The sequence below is a fragment of the Methanobrevibacter olleyae genome (assembly GCF_900114585.1).
In the GTDB taxonomy this organism is placed as follows: Archaea; Methanobacteriota; Methanobacteria; order Methanobacteriales; family Methanobacteriaceae; genus Methanobrevibacter; species Methanobrevibacter olleyae.
Map to the genome: position 1 here is coordinate 19,789 of NZ_FOTL01000004.1, position 16,982 is coordinate 36,770.

Below are 16,982 nucleotides of genomic sequence, written 5' to 3' on the forward strand. Positions count from 1 at the left end.
ATTTAAATAAATTAAATCAAATAATCCAAAATATTAAAATTAAAAATTTCAAAACAAAAATGATTAGTTTTAAAAAAGCTAAGAAAAAATAAAAGAAAGAAGAAAAAAGAACTTAAATATATTTAAGCAGTTTCTTCAGCTTCTTCGACTTCTTCAAAATCTACTTTTTCACCAAGTAACATTAATCCAATGTACATTACTACAATTGCTACAGGAATTGAAAAGTACCATGGAATACCGAATCCAGCTGGGATGTAACCAAATACAATAGCAATAGCTGCAACGAATATAGCATAGTATATCTGAGTCTGTACATGGGCAATATGGTTACAACTTGTACCCATCGAGGATAAGATGGTAGTATCTGAAATAGGTGAACAGTGGTCACCGAAAATAGCACCAGTTAATACACCACTGGTACATACGATTACAAAGCCCATTTCAGGGTTTACAGCCCAAGCAAGAGGTATAGTTAATGGCATTAAAATACTCATAGTACCATAAGAAGTACCTGTTGCAAAGGAAATTAAAGCACCTAAAATGAAGATTAAAGTTGGTAAAATAAATATAGGAATCGCACCTTTTAAAACACCTACCAAGTAATCAGCAGTACCTAAATCACCGATAACTCCACCTAATGACCAAGCGAGTAATAAGATTACACCAGTGATAACGATAGTTTTCATACCGCCAATCCATTCACTTATTGCTTCTTCAATAGTCATGATTCTTTGAAGTACCGCCATAAGGATACCTACAATAGAAGCAAGTAATGCAGCTTGGAACAATGCAACAGATGCATCAGAAGCGGATAATGCCTCTAAGATACCATTAAATGATAAAGGAGATGTTTTCATTAATGTAATGAGAGCTTGGTCTTCTCCACCTAAGATAGTGGTGTATCCACTCCAGTAGAATGCAATAAGTGCACCAATAATTAAAGTAGCGATAGGGATAATCGCATTCCAAATGGAAAGTTTAATACCTTCAACTGGTTTAACATCATCAAAACTAGTTGATTCAAGGGATTTAACCGGTTCAGATTCTTTTCTTTGGCGAGCTTTTTGTTCTACTTTTTTCATTGGTCCGAATTCATATAAAGTAACTGCAGAAAGAACAATGAAAATTAAAATTAAAATGTTGTAGAATCTAAATGGAATAGTTTGTAAAAATATACCGAATCCACTTACTTCCATTCCAATAGATTTGAAACCTTGAGTAATTAAACTGATTTCTAAACCAATCCAAGTGGAAATAATAGCAATACCTGCAACAGGAGCTGCAGTTGCATCTACTACAAATGCTAATTTTTCTCTAGATACTTTAAGTTTGTCCATAACAGGTCTCATAATAGGACCTACAATTAAAGAGTTAGCATAATCGTCAAAAAATATACATAATCCTAAAAATTCTGTAAAAATTTGGGCTTTTCTTGGAGTATCAGCCCGTTTAGCAAATTCATCCGCTAATGCTTTTGCTCCACCCATTTTAGTTACTAATTGAATTACCCCACCAATAAGTAAACATTGAAGGATAATACCTGCATTCCATGGGTCAGCCATACAAGAAATAATTTGAGTACCCATTGCTAAAAATGCATTAATAGCAGAGCTGATAATATTTAAATCGTTAACAGAAACCATAAACTCTCCAACAAACACCCCAATAAACAAAGACAATATAGTTTCTTTTGTTATAAATGCTAAGGTAATAGCAACAAGAGGAGGTAGGAGAGTTAAAATTCCGAAACGAACTGCATTATCGTCTCCAGCTGGCGCATTAACAATTAGCAAGGATAATACAAAGAGAGCTATTACAGAACTAGCTGCAATTAATCCTATTTTTAAATTATTATTCATTTCCATAATCACACCATTTTTATAAAAAATTAAAAAATACAACTTAAACGATTGAAATAATTTATTTCTCAGTAAAATCTGAAAACAAATATTCAGATAAATAGATAAAAATTAAAAATCATTTAATAATATAATAAGCAAATACAATCCATTTAATAAATCATATGAAATATTAAATAAAATATTAATTTAGTTAATATACATTAACTTAAGTAATATATAATATATTATATAAAATTAATATATAAACTTAACTTTATAATCTATTAAAATTAGCTTTAAAATCAATCCAAAATTAAGTAAACAAATTAATAAATAGATATGATAATTTAAAATTATCTATTTAAATATACTGAAACAAATAATTAAATTTAATAAAAATAGAAAAGATTTAGAAAAAACAAAATAAAAAAATAGAAAAAATTTCAATCAAGGTTTTTAGCTAAAGGCCAAAAAGCTTGTTTATGAAAATATTTGTTCTAACATCCAGTCAGCATCATATTCCTTGATTTTATGAAAATATTTGTTCTAACATCCAGTCAGCATCATATTCCTTGATATCATCAAAAGATTGCCCCATACCTAAGAATAAAATTGGTTTTTTGATTATATAACCAACAGAAAGTGCAGCACCACCTTTTGAGTCAGCATCTGCTTTAGTAAGTATGACACCATCTATATCAATAGCTTCATTGAATTTTCTTGCTTGTTCTGTTGCATCATTACCAGTTAATGCATCACCTACAAATACAACTAAATCAGGCTTAGAAACTCTGCGGATCTTTTTCATTTCATCCATTAAGTTAGTATTTGTTTGCATTCTTCCAGCAGTATCGATTAAAACAAGCTCTTTACCTTTAGCCTTAGCATGCTGAACCGCATCAAATGCTATAGCTGCAGGGTCAGATCCTTTTTCATGTTTAATTAATTTAACACCTAATTTATCTGCATGATAAGCTATTTGCTCAATAGCTCCTGCCCTAAATGTATCTGATGCCGCAATAACTGGAGTATAACCTTTTTTAATATAATAATTAGACAATTTTCCAATAGTGGTAGTTTTACCAGTACCATTAATACCTACAAGCATTACAATAAGAGGTTCTCCTTGAGAAACTTTCTCTTCAAGTAACTCTGTCATTGATTTACCTTCAATATCAATAATATTAGATACTGCTTTTTTAAGAGCTTCATAAATATACTCTTCAATATCACTACTTCTTTTGATTTTTTGACCAACCAAATCATTTTTAACAGATTCAACAACAACACTTGAAACGTCCATTGCAACATCCGCTTCTAGAAGACCTAGCTCTAATTCAAAAAGAATATCCTCTACATCATCTTCAGAAATTGATTTTTCTTTAATAAATGATAAAAATCCACTAGATTTTCCTTTTCTATCCCCATCACCAGATTGTTCTTTCTTACTTCGTCTAAATAAAGAACGTCTAGATTTTTTAGAGCCTTTATCTACTTTTTCTCCACTATCTTCAATAGAATCTTCATATACTTCTTCATTTCCACTATCTTCACTAGAACCTTCATATACTTCCCCTTCATCTTTTTCAGATTCTTCTATTAAATCCTCAGCAGATAGCTCTTTAGATAGACTTTCAAGTTCAGAAGCCTCTTCTATCCCTTCACTTAATTCCTCTTCAGAACCTTCTTTTTTATCTCTTTTTAAAAAAGAAAAGAAATTTGATTTTTCTTCTGAAATTTCCTTCGAATCATCATCAAAGGATTCTTCTTTAGGAATTTTTTCTTCAAAAAGCTCTTCAATGTCTTCTAATTCTTCAGCTTCATCAAAAGCATATTCACTAGATTCTTCGATTGATTCTACATTATTTTCTTCTTTAGCTTCATCTTCAACTTTATTTCTTAATTTACCACTTGTTTCAGCAAATTTTTTCTTTAATGAATCAAACAAGTTTATCCCTGCCTAATAATAAGTATTAAAATTAAATTATTTTTTTTAAGATTTTTCTTAAAAATCATATTTTATTTTCAACTATGAATATTCAACTAATGAAAAAAATATTTCTAAAAATATTTTTAAATTAAAAAAAAATAAAATACAATTTTATATCCATAATTAATTTTATATTTAAAAATTAATAAACTTACTTATTTTAACTCTCAAATATAAAATTTATCATTTAAACTTAAGAAAAATAGGATTATAAAAATTAAAATAGAAAATATAAAAAAATAAGATAAATAAAATAAAAAATTAAAATAGAAAATAAATAAAAATAAGAAGATTTTAATCAAACTTTTTTTTAAAAAAAAGTTTGTTTTAAAGACTCTAATAAAAATAAGTCACTATCTACATCATTCCTTGAGATTGAAGCTTTTGCATCAACTGTTCAGCTTGAGGAGAAAGCTGAGCTACAATATCAGTGATTTGTTGTAAATCTGCAAACAATTTATCTAAGGTATTTTCAAGCTCTTTTTTCTGTTCAGCAGTAGTTTGTTTAGCCTCTTCAAAAGTTTTAGATACTGCTACACCAGAACCAAGACTCATAATAACTTTATCTTCATTTTTAATCTCTGCATTAATGAAGGAGCCAGCACCAAGAGGAACTAAAGTCTCAATGGTGTCTTTATCATTAATATCATCTAATGTAGATTCTAAAATTCTAATTTCAGCAAGTGAAGTTTGAACTGCATCGATTTGATTTTGATATAAATCAGATTGGGATTTGTAAACTTCAAGTTGAGCTAAAATTTGTTGTAATTTTTGCTGGTCTTCCATTTTAACACCTTAAGATTATTATTAAATCATCTAAAGAATTGCTTTAACAATAGGATCTTCTACTTCATCCTCAGCAATTTCTTCAATAGAGTCAATATTAATTTGATTTCTTTTTATTCCATGTTTACTTCCAAAGATGGAATAAAGTTTTTCATAAATATCTTCTTCTTTGATAGCTTTAAGCTCTTTAGTAAAAACTTGTGTTTCACTACCCATTACAAAGCTACCTTTAATTCTAAAAATTTTTGTTATCATAAAAATCCTTTCCTAAAATACTATAATTAATCATCTAAATTATAGGCTAATCAAATAACCAATTAAATTAAATAATTTTGATAAATTTAATTATCTATAATCAAACTAATAATTGATTTAATTAATAATTAATAATTTTTAAATATTGATAATATTAATTCGATAATATCAGTATAAATTCTTAAATATCGATAATATTAATTCGATAATATCAATATAAATTTTTAAATTATAAATAAATCAATTAACACAACATATCCTTAAATTATGATGAATATTAAAAATCACCGAAATCTAAAAAGCCTAAAGCTTCTTCGATTCTAGCCATTTCAGGACCTGTAGTATGTTCACCAACCATAACACCGTTAGAATTTGCAATACCACATGCACCTACAAGAGGCATACCTTTACATACGGTTCCAATATTTCCTTCAACTTTAAAGAACTCTTCAACAAATCCAAGTTCATCAGATAAAGTATCTCTATGTAAAAGAGCACCTTTATTAGTAACTATACTTGCTGAGCCAACTATTTTAGAATCAGCAAATTGATAAATTTCAACAGGTACTTTTAAAGTATCTTCAACGACTTTAATAGTTTCTTCCTTAATATTTGGACCTGCTATAGCACCATAATCATTTACTGCAAGAATATTACCTACTGCAGTATATTTTCCAGGAAGTCTTGCAACATTAATTCCTGCATCTTCTAATGTTCCTATTTCTTTATCACTTGCATGAGGAGAAACAAGAAATCCATTAGAATTTCCAGTGGATAATACTCCATTTAAATTACATCCTGCAATAGATGTTCTTATAAGGTCTACTTCAAGTGCTTCTTTCATCACAGATTCCATTTCACTAGGAAGATTAAAAGGAACAATAGCTACTTCATCATTAACAGATATGTAAACTCCTAAATTAGGGTTTCCAGTTAAATTTATTCTTTTAAGCATATTTTATTCCTTATATAATATTTAATCTTAAAAAATATTTTATTATAATGTTTAATATTTAATAGATTGAAAAGATGATTAAAAATAGCTATAAGCAAAATTAGTTTTCTGCTAAAGTTGCTTTAACAATACCTTCCTCATCTTTTACAGCATTTACTTTTACTTTAGAGGGAATTTTTTGAATTCCTCTTTCCCAAATAAATTCATTAATAGAAGCATCAAGTTTAACTTCTTCTGCTTTCATATGTTTCATTAAAAAGCTTTGAACTTCTCTGATAGCTCTAGGAGCTCTGATAGTTCTTTTTACATTTTTAACTTTTCTAAGTGGAATAACATAAGTTCTTTCTAATTCTTCTGCCATATTAAACAACCCCTATATTTTAAGATCATTTCTTCTCCAATGTCTAGGTTTAGGTCTGTATCTTAATTTACGTTGAGTTTTAGAATAAGCCCATATAGGGATTCTTCTGTTTTGTTTATTAGCTTTAGCCATTCTTAATTTTTTAGCTAATGGTTTATTTCTACTCATTGTTTCACCGCGAATATAATAAATTTGATATTTTGAAAAATAATTAAACTAATTCATAAAAGATTAATAATTAAGCTGATCCATAAAAGATCAATAAGAACAAATTAAGCAATTCATAAAAGGTCAATAATAACAAATCAAACAATTCATAAAAGATCAATGAAAGCAATATTGTTCATTACTTCTTTAAACCAACTACATTAGTTTGATAATGTTCTGGAAAGATTAAAGAGGAATTTTCTCCTTTTTTATCAATTAAACAGCGAATTTCAACCTCATAATCCGAACTTGTATCTCTATTACTTTTCTCATGTTTTAATTCAAAAAGATTATTAACAAGATATTTAATAGTTTTATAACCAAAACTATCTAGATTCATGTATTGGATATCTTTTCTATCTTCTAAACTTCTAATTTGATTTCTATTAAGTTTAGGAGTTTTATCATCTCTTCTTGTTCCATCAGCAACAAAATCGTAATGATTTGCTACCTCTTCAACAACAGCTTCATGAAGATATTTTATTCCATCATTAGGAAATCCATCTTCCATAATGATGTCTACAGCTTTTTCTAAAATAGAAATATCTAAATTTAAAACTTTATGTTTTAAACCAATAGATTCTGCAGATTTTGCTGCTGGAATGAATGAATCATAAACACCAAAGTTAGCAGTGACAAGTTCAACATCAAATCCTAATTGATTAAGAATAATCCCCATTAATGAGCTGTCTTTACCACCACTATAAAGAACACAAGCTTTCATTTTACCAAAACAAATAGTCGATTATCTTCTTGTAATGTTAATTTCTCTTTTTTGACCTATAAGATTTTTAAGTAAAACTTTAAGTTGTTCATCAGTTACTTTTCCTCTAAGAGAACCTGCTTGAGCTGATTGAAGTAATTGAATTTCAATTTGTTGAACTAACTCAGGCTTAGTTAATCTAAGATTATCTAATCTTCCACGAGCTTCAGGAGTTAAAATTTGTCTCATAGCTTGTTTTAACTGATCTTGCATTTCTTGTTGCCTTTGTTGAGCCATTTGTTGCTGAGCTAATTGTTGTTGATCCATTTGTTGCGGGTCAGCATTCATAGCAGCTTGTTTTTGTAATTCAGCCATACGTTTTTTACGTAATTCATCAAGTTCACTCATTATAAAATCTCCATCTCCATTAATTTAAATTATTTCCATTGAATCAATCATCAAATATATTCAATGATTAATTCTAATTAAAAAATTTTACTTAATATTTTGAAAGTTCTGGAATATCTTTAATTAATTCAGCAGAAGTATTATCTAAGAAAGATCTACCTTCTGGAGTAATAATTCTTCCAGCATCGACTTTTTCTACATAGCCTGCATCTTCTAATTGATGTAAAGCTACTCTTACAATAGAGCCGCTGCCTTTTCTGAATTTTTCAGGATTAACTCCTCTATCTTTTTTACCACCGTAGAAGGTTCTTAAACTTCTAACACCAACTGGTCCATCAATATAAACTCTTCTTAAGATAGAAGCACATCTTACATACCACCAGTCGATGTTTTCTGGTTTTCTTTCTTTGTGAACACCAGTTTTAACGAGTTTTGTCCATTCAGGGGCAATAATTTTATCATTATTATCTTTAAATTCATCTGCAACAGTATTAATTAATAACTCTGCAGGAACATCAAATACAGTTGTCATATAATTTTCTCCAATTAATATGTTTATAATTTAGCTTTCTTATTCACCTAAGACTGGTGTCTGTAACTCTAAGTGAATAATCTAATTAGATTGTTTTTTATAAATAACAGCAACATTTCCTCTAACGTCAATAAGTTGGGATTTAGTGCCTTCAACAATGTTGCTAATCAAATCATCTTTATTTCTTGCAACGTTTTTAGCAAATCGTAATTTAATAATAGGATTGGATTTTAACTGACGTTTAATCTCTTCAATAACATTGTCATTAACACCAGCTTTTCCAATATTTATTGTCATAGCGGAACGAGCTTCATTCATAATCTCTTTTTTTGAAAGTGTAAGAGTCAATTTTAGCTCTCCTTTTTAATTTTTTTTCCCTGATGTAAGGAATTTTCATAATATAGCCACACTCACTACAAAAAATATTAATTTCGTTATTAATTAGCCGGACAGTGCAGTTGTGACCTGGAACTAAAAACTTGTAACAATTTTTACAATATCTTCGTCCCCAGACTTGAGGAATCTTTGTATTATATTTTTTTGAAATTTTTCGAGCCAATTCAACATAACGGTGAGCTCTTTCAGGATGCTCTTTATATTCTTTTTCTGCACGATTAAAAAGAATATCCATTCGTTCTTTAGCTATTTCAATCATCCAATTTGGTTTTTTTCCTCTAGTCAAAGATACCCCTCTCATACAAAGTATAACTTACTAAAATAAAGCATTACTTAAATAAAATTGAATTAAAAAGATAAATAACATTTTAAGCAATTTAAAATAAAAAGTAATAAAATAAATATTCTTATACCATATAGCACAAGAAGAATATTAAGATAAGTTATGTTTTTTCTATTTAAAAAGCTTTTCTATTATTATAATATATTATAATAAAAACAGCATAAAAAAAGTAAAAATTTGATGGTGGAGATAGAAAAATTCTTTCTATCTTTAATGATAATGGTGATTTAATTAATTTAAAAACCATTCCATAAAATCAATAGAACCAATAGGACAGTCTGAATTATCAGATACAATATACAATATCAAATCACGAATTTCTTCAATTGATTTATCACTTACATCTATTTCATTAGTTTTTTCACCATAAATATCATAAGCCTCAGCTGAGCAAACTGCCAATGCTTCTGCTTCTAGATTTTCTTGAATTTTAGATTCTGTATAATTCCTTTCTTCAAGTCTTCCTCTAAGGATACTTGGATTTAAACGAAGAACAATCATTTTATCTGCACCTTCACAAAGATGAGATAAATGACCTTCTACAATAAGAATAGATATTTTATTTTGATTAATATTCATATTATTTTGATTAATATCAATATTAATATCATTACTTTGATTGATATTAATATCATCATTTTGCTTAATGATAATATCATCATTTTGATTTCTATTACCTAAAAAAGTCTTAATTTCTTTATTAAGACAATCATTTAATTTATCAATATCAACAACTTTATAAAATTTATCAGGATCTTCACCTAAAACCAGATTGTTTTCAAGTGCAAAATCATTTATTTTAATAAATTTTGAATTAACCCCATTATTAGATAAATAATCGTTTAATTCACTAGCAACAGTTGTTTTACCAGTACAAGGAGTACCTGATATAAAAATCACCATATCTTTTGATAAATCATTTAAAATAGACATAATTAACCCTATAAAAACAAAATAAAAAAAAAAATCATTTCTTTAAAATAATACGTAAAACATCTTCGTCTTCTAAGACATGATCTGGACCTACCTTTTGACCAGGGAATTTAACAGAAGTTCCCCAAATCTTTGCATGTCTAAAATTCTTAACAAACTCTCTATGAAGTTTGCTACATGCATCAATAACTGAAGACCCTCTCCTAATAACTAAAGGATCTTCCATATCTGCTTTTCTACCTTGTGGCTTTAAATAAACTCTTATCAAATCTACATGATTAAATATTTCTTCTTTAAGAGTATTAATATTAAGTTTTTTATCAGCAGAAATTGGTATAAATTCAGGAATTTCTTTTTGAATTTCTTTTAAATAATCAATATCAACTAAATCCACTTTATTTAATAAAATCATCATTGGAACATAGGATTTATTATCTTCAATTACATCAATAAACTGGTCAATTGTTACATCATCTCTGAATAAAACATCAGCATTATGAATCCCATACTCATTGATAATAGACCTAATAGTTTTTTCATCCAAATAAGTTAAAGGAGCTGTTGTTGAAACATTAACTCCACCTTTACGTGTTTTTTTAATTCTAACATCAGGTTTAGTTTCATTTGGCCTTACACCAATATTTCTAAGTTCTTTTAAAATAACAGTTAAATGTTGTGGATTAAGGGTATCTAATACTACAATAATTAAATCTGCAGTTCTTGCTACTGATAAAATCTCTTTACCTCTACCTTTACCTCCAGCAGCACCAGTAATAATTCCAGGAATGTCAAAAATTTGGATTTGAGCATTATTGTATTCCATAACTCCAGGAATAATCTCTAAAGTAGTAAATTGATAAGCTCCAACTTTACTTTCAGCATTAGTCAATTCATTAAGTAATGTAGATTTACCTACAGATGGGAAACCTACTAAAACCGCTGTAGCATCTCCACTTTTTTTAATGTGGAATCCTTCACCTTTAGATCCACCACTACTTCTTTTGATTTGTTCTTCTTTAAGTTTAGAAATCTTAGCCTTTAATTTACCTATATGATGAGAAGTAGCTTTATTATAAGGTGTCTTTTGAATTTCCTCTTCAATAGATTTTATTTTTTCTTCTATAGACATAAACTCCCCAATAAAAATTTATTACGAAATAAGAATTAAAAATATTCTAAATAATTTAATATTTTATAATTTAGTTAAAAATTAAAAATATTCTAAATAATTTAATATTTTATAATTTAGTTAAAAAATATTTAAAATGTATAATATTTTATTATAGTATAAGTTTTGTATTTTTAACATATAAAATATGTGGTAAAAATAGAATAGAATGAATAAAAAATAGATAGGTTAAATTAAAAAATATCTAAAAATAAAAAAATATCAAAAAATTAACTAGCTTAAACTAAAAAATAAAAAAAGAAAAGTTATAAAAATTATAAGTAAAAATTAAGATAAGTTTAACTTACAATCAATAACTTAATTTAAATTTTATACATAACTTTATGTATCTGTTGTATTAGTATCTGAGTTATCTGAACTTGAAGCTGCATCATTAATAGTCCAAACAGAAACACCCTCTTGCATGTTACTTAATACAAATGTATCTTGACCCATACCACCTAATAAGAATAACCTAGTAAAGACTGAATCTTTAAGTTCATTATCCATTAATATAGCAGTATATTCATTTTCAGAACCTATAAGATACAATGTATAATTAGCCTTTTTATCTAAGGTTTTATTTACAGTTAAATAATTGTTTTCAATAGCAATAAGATTGCTTGCTTTAAGAGGATTATATTCAGTACCGTTTACATCAACTTTACTACCATTATTTGACCAAACAGCAGTCATTTGAGCAGTAGTTTCATTAGTACCATTAGCTCCTCTTTTGATAATGGCATTATATTCAATACCACTATCGTTTAAAACATTTATACTACCTTGAGAATTAGGTTTAATTTTAACATAATTTGAAGCCATGTAATATTGATAGTTTGTACTATTTAATGTATCGAAGTTCCATGAACCGAAGTAAGACCACCATCCAGCTTTTTGAATCATATCTGAACTTAAAACAAAGGAGATATTATTTGGATTAGATGGATGTGATTGTTTTACAACAGCACTAGCTTGTTTTTCTGTTAAATTATAATCTTTAATTAAAGTTGACTTTGCATTAGCTTTACTCATTCCTAAAGTTTTATCCAATGCCTCAACTGCAGTTACATTACTTCCAGTGTAATCACATAATAAATCAGAAGCATTACTACCAGTAGTACCCAACATCTGTAAGATTCCCTTAGATTGGGCCAAATCAGATGTAGTTAATGCTTTACCTACCCAGAATGCACGGTCTCCTGACTGTGAACCTCCATCAAAAGCAGTTGGACGATCAGAGGCAATTTGGAATAGGTAACCAAAGTCCCACCAAGAAATAATAACTGTATCATTAGTAGAGTTTTCTTTAACAAAGTCCATAGCATTCCACATAGGGTCACTTGAACCTGGAACAGTAGATGCAGTAGTTTGATAAGCACCACAAACAGTTGGAGATATTAAAGCTAAAGTTATCAATAGAACAACTAATGTTTTTTTAATTGATACATCAGAGTCCCTAATAGACTTTTTAACATATATTAATATTCCAGAAATTGCTAAAAGAACTACAAATACAATTGAACCTATCATTAAAGCATTTTCAAGACCATAGACAATCTGAGTGATTGGGAATGCAATTAAGAAAGAGCATACAAAAGCTATTAATAATAAAATTCTATCACTTTCAATATTAGCTTTTACATAGTCTGCAGCATATCCTACAAAGATACCTGCACAAATACCCATAGGAACAACTAATACCTGAATAAACCTTGTACCTTGAGTTACTGCAGCTGCAGAAGCAAGAATCCATACAAGGAATAAACTTAAGTAAAGTACATTAAGACGTTTACTTCTATTAATTTCATCACTTGAACCAAAAGAACCAATGTCCTTAAGGGTAATTCTAAATCTGTCTTGTTCTTTTCTTAAAGAAGTAGCTTTACGTTTAGATTTATGTGGTTTAGATGAATCGCCTTTAATTTTAACAGATTTCAATCTAAGCAATCTTTGAACAAAGGTGAACAATACAAATAATACACCAAATAAAGCAACTATCCCACCAATACCGTTAACGATACCATTAGTATTTGCTAAAAATGCTCCTGGAAGGCCTCCAGATAAAAGATTAGGAATTTGCATTTCTGCAACAGAAATATATACATTAGGCCATACATCATTAGCTGCAGATTGGAGAGAGAACCCGCCAGTAAGACCAGATATAGCTGCTAAAATACCATCAATTCCAACAGTGATTAATAATCCAATAATAGCTAAAATTATAATAAATATCACTGAAAATAATTCTTTTTGATTAATCAGCCATTTTAGCTTATTACTATAATTCTTAAATGGTTCAACAACCTCAATATTAAGATAGAAACATAATACAAAGAACACTATCATAACCAATATCATTACTGCTGGGTAAAACATGAACCCAGTCCATGAAAGAGAATAAAGCCCAATAGAAAGAACAGATAATATTGAGAATATTATCCTATGAGCAAATTTATCACTTTTTACAGCTTCAACAAAGAATAGTATAAAGAATAATGGTAAGATTATGTTAAACATATCTGTATCGAAAAATCCTGCAAATGTGTGTGAAATATAATTAGGTCCTAAAGCTACAATTAAAGCAGCTGCAATTGCACCATAATCATTAGTAATTCTTCTTGTAAATATGTAAACGGGAATTACAGCAAATGATGAGATAAATGCACCAGTCCAAAATGCAACTTCAACGATAGACATATCTTGGAAAATATTAATTATTCCATATAATGCAGAGGTTACATATGCAATCATCGGCTGATAGGAACCTACTTCCCTTCCTGATGGATAGTAGGAATGCATATCCCAACCAGAGCCATTTACTAAAGTATCACCAAAGTATCCATGATCCATATAATCTTGAGTCATCCTTAAGTTAAAGTATGAGTCCATTTCACTGAAATAAGGAAGACCATCAGCATCCATATAATTTGCTTTAAGTTGATTAGGAACTCCATTAATATCAGCTGATTGAGCCCTAAGAGCAAAAACTAAAACAAACAATATTGCTATGATAACCACAGATTTTAATATTGTTTTAACTTTCTGATTTTCCATAAAAAATCCTCGTAGATTTTACAAATTAATATTCGAATATATAATTTATAGTCCATATGTTATCATATTATGAAAAGATAAATATTGAAATATCTTAAGAAATTTCTTAAACATACATGCTTAAAATATCTTAATTCATAAAACAACATCATAAGACTTGTAATAACAAATTATCAAAATATATTTTAAAATATATTGTAAATGACAATTATTAAAATTTAAAATTATTAAACTTAATATTTGACATATAATTCTTAAAATTATATTAATAAAAATCAATTTAAATTTAACAATAATTAAATATACATTTTATATACATATATAATTTTCTAATAATCTATGCAAAAAAATACAAATCGAATAAATTTTAAAGATATATGAAAAACATTAAACAATTAGCAAAAAATAAAAAATAAGTTTAAGAAAAATACCTAAAAATAATAAAAAATAAAAAAATAAAAAATAAGTTTAAGAAAAATACCTAAAAATAATAAAAAATAAAAAAATAAAAAATAAAAGAAAGCAAAATTATTTAGATTTTACTTTAACCATTTGTTTTGACTTATTCTCTTTAGAATCTGTTTTTTCTTTTTCCAAATTTTCTAAGTCTTTTACATTACAAGTGAATCTGCATTTTGGAAAACCACTGCATCCTACAAAGTCACCATATCTACCGGAACGTTTTAATAAATCTTTACCACATTCTGGACATTTACCAACAACTTCAGGTGCACGTCTTTTACTTAAATCTTTACCACAATTTGGATCAAGGCAAACATGTTCACGTCCTTTTTGGCCTTTTTTCTTTATAGAAATCATAGGCAAGCCACAAGTTGGACATTTAGATTTTAAAATATTAGTATTTTTAGGTAAGGAATAAGTATTTCTACATTGAGGAAACTTAGAACAACCAATAAAGCTCTGTTTAGTTCTTCTAGAATATTTTTTAACTAATTTTCCACCACAAGAACAGTCTCCAACAATATTAGACTGTTGATAAGATTCATAAAGTTTTGAACCAATTTCCTTTTGGTTATTGTTAATGTCTTTAAGAATTGATTCAACTTCCTTTTCACCATTAGCAAGAATTTCTTCTTTTGTAATCTTATCGGCAGATAAACTATCTAGCTCTTTTTCAAATTCACGAGTCAATTCTTCACTAGTTAAATTTTTACAGTATTGTTTTAAAGTGTCTATTATATGAACACCTAATGGTTTAACTTCAATCTTTTTACCATCGATATACTTTCTATCATATAATTTTGCAATAATATCTGCACGAGTGGCCTTTGTTCCAAGCTCTCTCTTTTCTAATTCTTTAATAAGAGATGCCTCATTATATCTTGCTGGAGGCTTAGTTTCCTTTTCTTCTGAAATAATCTTATGAATTTTAAGGAAATCTCCTTTTTTAAGTGGAGGAAACTCATCAGCTTCTTGTTTTTTAAAGGGATAATGTTTTAGCCATCCTTCATAAGAAACTCTTTTTCTTGAAAATATAAATTTTTCATTGTTAACATTTAAATTAACTTTCATAGTTTCTAATTTAGAATCTTCAGAGAAAACACTTATAAATCTATAAACAATTAAACGATAGATTTTTTCCTCATCAGGAGATAAATTAGATGGCAATGCTCCAGTTGGGTGAATAGCAGGGTGTGCTGCATCTTCTTTTTTACCTTCATTTGGCTTTAACTTTGAAGGTAAATCGAAAACATGTTTTTTAAACTCTTCATCTTTAGAAAGTCCTGCAAAAATTTCTTTAAATCCTAATGATTCAGGAAGTTTTTGAGATGATGTACGTGGATAAGAGGTATATCCTCCAACATACAAATTCTGAGCTGCAACTTGAGTCCTTTTAGGAGAAAATCCAAATACAGTATGTGCTTCAGATTGCAAGCCACCTAAATTAAATGGGATAGGGGGCTTTCTAATAGTTTCTCTAACATTAACATTAGTTACAGTTGCATCAGCACCTTGGCATTCATCAAATATTCTTTTAGCTCTTTTTTCATCAAAGATTTTATCTTCCACATGATTTGCTATAATGTCAAAATCAGACTTAGCTTTAATTTGCCAATAAGGCTCTGGTACAAATGCTTGAATTTCTTTTTCTCTATCTACCAAAATAGATAATGTAGGAGTTTGAACACGTCCTGCAGATAAACTTATACGACTTGAAGAAGAAGATAGCACTGCTTTCATTAAAGCTGAAGAAATATTCATACCAAAGTAATAATCTAACATATGCCTTGCAATACCACTATCTACTTGGTGAGGATCAATATCAATCATGTTATTATAAGCTTCTACAATATCCTTTTTAGTTAATGTTGAAAATTTCATACGAGATGCCTTTGCTTCAGCATTATTACCACAAGCATATTTTAAAGCATTATATCCTATTAATGTTCCCTCTATATCATAATCACAAGCATGAACAAATTTATCTGCATCTCTAGAGAGTTTTTTTATTGCATAAACATAATCTCTAACATATGCACTATTTTTATCTACTTCATATGCTGGAACCCAAGTTAAATCAAAGCCTAATCTATCACTTGAACTGGCAGATGTTAAAGAATATAAATGTCCCACTGCAGATAAAACAGTAGTCTTTTTACCATCTTCTTCAAATTCCCAATAATTTATCTTCCTAGCATATTTTTTCTTTTGGGCCTTTGAAGAGAGGGCCTTTGCTATCTTCTCAGCAGATTTCGGTTTTTCTGAAATAATCACTTCATGCATATTATCACATAATAATAAAAATTATAAAATAATAAATAAACTAAATTTAAACAAATTTTACAAAATTAACATTTGCATAATGATTATATTATATAAACATTTAAATAGATATCTGGAATAAACATTTTTCATATTTAATATACAATTTGTTTAATCATAACATTTCATATTTTGTTTAATCTTAACATTCATATTTAATATACAATTTGTTTAAACTTTTAAAAAAATGAATTTAAAAAATATCAAAAATTATTTTAAAAATCATTTAAAATTATAAATACTTTATACTTAAACATATTATT

General features: G+C 28.0%; 16 protein-coding genes. All 16 read right to left on the bottom strand.

Going from position 1 to position 16,982, the window contains the following annotated elements; translation table 11 throughout:
- Positions 1-122: 122 nt before the first annotated feature.
- On the bottom strand, positions 123-1,865 hold the full coding sequence (locus BM020_RS01865; RefSeq protein ID WP_082761940.1) for a Na+/H+ antiporter NhaC family protein: 1,743 nt from the start codon (positions 1,863-1,865) through the stop codon (positions 123-125).
- A gap of 505 nt (positions 1,866-2,370) precedes the next feature.
- Positions 2,371-3,789, bottom strand: a complete 1,419-nt coding sequence (gene ftsY, locus BM020_RS01870) for a signal recognition particle-docking protein FtsY (protein WP_074798007.1) — start codon at positions 3,787-3,789, stop codon at positions 2,371-2,373.
- 399 nt (positions 3,790-4,188) lie between these two features.
- Positions 4,189-4,617 carry a prefoldin subunit alpha gene (pfdA, locus tag BM020_RS01875; protein ID WP_067145219.1) on the bottom strand — a complete coding sequence of 143 codons (429 nt, stop codon included), beginning with the start codon at positions 4,615-4,617 and terminating at the stop codon, positions 4,189-4,191.
- Positions 4,618-4,647: 30 nt separating this feature from the next.
- The gene (gene rpl18a, locus BM020_RS01880; RefSeq protein ID WP_067145217.1) at positions 4,648-4,872 is read right to left on the bottom strand and encodes a 50S ribosomal protein L18Ae; all 225 of its coding nucleotides are present in this window, start codon (positions 4,870-4,872) and stop codon (positions 4,648-4,650) included.
- A 277-nt stretch (positions 4,873-5,149) separates the two neighbouring features.
- Entirely contained in the window at positions 5,150-5,827 is a 678-nt protein-coding gene (locus tag BM020_RS01885) for a translation initiation factor IF-6 (RefSeq protein WP_067145214.1), read from the bottom strand.
- A gap of 100 nt (positions 5,828-5,927) precedes the next feature.
- On the bottom strand, positions 5,928-6,188 hold the full coding sequence (locus tag BM020_RS01890) for a 50S ribosomal protein L31e (protein ID WP_067145213.1): 261 nt from the start codon (positions 6,186-6,188) through the stop codon (positions 5,928-5,930).
- Between the two features lie 12 nt (positions 6,189-6,200).
- Positions 6,201-6,356: a 50S ribosomal protein L39e gene (locus BM020_RS01895; RefSeq protein ID WP_067145211.1), complete on the bottom strand. Its 156-nt coding sequence runs from the start codon at positions 6,354-6,356 to the stop codon at positions 6,201-6,203.
- Between the two features lie 178 nt (positions 6,357-6,534).
- Positions 6,535-7,119 carry a DUF7411 family protein gene (locus BM020_RS01900; RefSeq protein WP_067145209.1) on the bottom strand — a complete coding sequence of 195 codons (585 nt, stop codon included), beginning with the start codon at positions 7,117-7,119 and terminating at the stop codon, positions 6,535-6,537.
- Positions 7,120-7,140: 21 nt separating this feature from the next.
- A complete protein-coding gene (locus BM020_RS01905) occupies positions 7,141-7,506 on the bottom strand; it encodes a DNA-binding protein (protein ID WP_067145207.1) in 366 nt (121 codons plus the stop codon).
- 91 nt (positions 7,507-7,597) lie between these two features.
- On the bottom strand, positions 7,598-8,038 hold the full coding sequence (locus BM020_RS01910; RefSeq protein ID WP_067145205.1) for a 30S ribosomal protein S19e: 441 nt from the start codon (positions 8,036-8,038) through the stop codon (positions 7,598-7,600).
- Between the two features lie 81 nt (positions 8,039-8,119).
- Positions 8,120-8,356 (bottom strand): YhbY family RNA-binding protein, encoded by a 237-nt coding sequence (locus BM020_RS01915; RefSeq protein ID WP_067148918.1) that lies wholly within the window; start codon positions 8,354-8,356, stop codon positions 8,120-8,122.
- Entirely contained in the window at positions 8,349-8,720 is a 372-nt protein-coding gene (locus BM020_RS01920) for a ribonuclease P protein component 4 (RefSeq protein ID WP_067145203.1), read from the bottom strand. Before BM020_RS01920 ends, BM020_RS01915 begins: the two co-directional genes overlap by 8 nt.
- A gap of 288 nt (positions 8,721-9,008) precedes the next feature.
- Positions 9,009-9,710, bottom strand: coding sequence for an adenylate kinase family protein (locus tag BM020_RS01925; protein ID WP_067145201.1), 702 nt, complete (start codon positions 9,708-9,710; stop codon positions 9,009-9,011).
- A 34-nt stretch (positions 9,711-9,744) separates the two neighbouring features.
- Positions 9,745-10,839 (bottom strand): OBG GTPase family GTP-binding protein, encoded by a 1,095-nt coding sequence (locus tag BM020_RS01930; RefSeq protein WP_067145199.1) that lies wholly within the window; start codon positions 10,837-10,839, stop codon positions 9,745-9,747.
- A 381-nt stretch (positions 10,840-11,220) separates the two neighbouring features.
- Entirely contained in the window at positions 11,221-13,935 is a 2,715-nt protein-coding gene (locus BM020_RS01935) for an STT3 domain-containing protein (protein WP_074798009.1), read from the bottom strand.
- A 528-nt stretch (positions 13,936-14,463) separates the two neighbouring features.
- Positions 14,464-16,680, bottom strand: coding sequence for a DNA topoisomerase I (gene topA / locus BM020_RS01940; protein ID WP_067145196.1), 2,217 nt, complete (start codon positions 16,678-16,680; stop codon positions 14,464-14,466).
- Positions 16,681-16,982: the final 302 nt, after the last annotated feature.

Coding starts and splice junctions, on each gene's coding strand:
- BM020_RS01865 (WP_082761940.1), bottom strand. CDS start 1,865: ATGGAAATGAATAATAATTTAAAAATAGGATTAATTGCAGCTAGTTCT.
- pfdA (WP_067145219.1), bottom strand. CDS start 4,617: ATGGAAGACCAGCAAAAATTACAACAAATTTTAGCTCAACTTGAAGTT.
- rpl18a (WP_067145217.1), bottom strand. CDS start 4,872: ATGATAACAAAAATTTTTAGAATTAAAGGTAGCTTTGTAATGGGTAGT.
- BM020_RS01885 (WP_067145214.1), bottom strand. CDS start 5,827: ATGCTTAAAAGAATAAATTTAACTGGAAACCCTAATTTAGGAGTTTAC.
- BM020_RS01890 (WP_067145213.1), bottom strand. CDS start 6,188: ATGGCAGAAGAATTAGAAAGAACTTATGTTATTCCACTTAGAAAAGTT.
- BM020_RS01895 (WP_067145211.1), bottom strand. CDS start 6,356: ATGAGTAGAAATAAACCATTAGCTAAAAAATTAAGAATGGCTAAAGCT.
- BM020_RS01900 (WP_067145209.1), bottom strand. CDS start 7,119: ATGAAAGCTTGTGTTCTTTATAGTGGTGGTAAAGACAGCTCATTAATG.
- BM020_RS01905 (WP_067145207.1), bottom strand. CDS start 7,506: ATGAGTGAACTTGATGAATTACGTAAAAAACGTATGGCTGAATTACAA.
- BM020_RS01910 (WP_067145205.1), bottom strand. CDS start 8,038: ATGACAACTGTATTTGATGTTCCTGCAGAGTTATTAATTAATACTGTT.
- BM020_RS01915 (WP_067148918.1), bottom strand. CDS start 8,356: ATGAATGAAGCTCGTTCCGCTATGACAATAAATATTGGAAAAGCTGGT.
- BM020_RS01925 (WP_067145201.1), bottom strand. CDS start 9,710: ATGTCTATTTTAAATGATTTATCAAAAGATATGGTGATTTTTATATCA.
- BM020_RS01930 (WP_067145199.1), bottom strand. CDS start 10,839: ATGTCTATAGAAGAAAAAATAAAATCTATTGAAGAGGAAATTCAAAAG.
- BM020_RS01935 (WP_074798009.1), bottom strand. CDS start 13,935: ATGGAAAATCAGAAAGTTAAAACAATATTAAAATCTGTGGTTATCATA.
- topA (WP_067145196.1), bottom strand. CDS start 16,680: ATGCATGAAGTGATTATTTCAGAAAAACCGAAATCTGCTGAGAAGATA.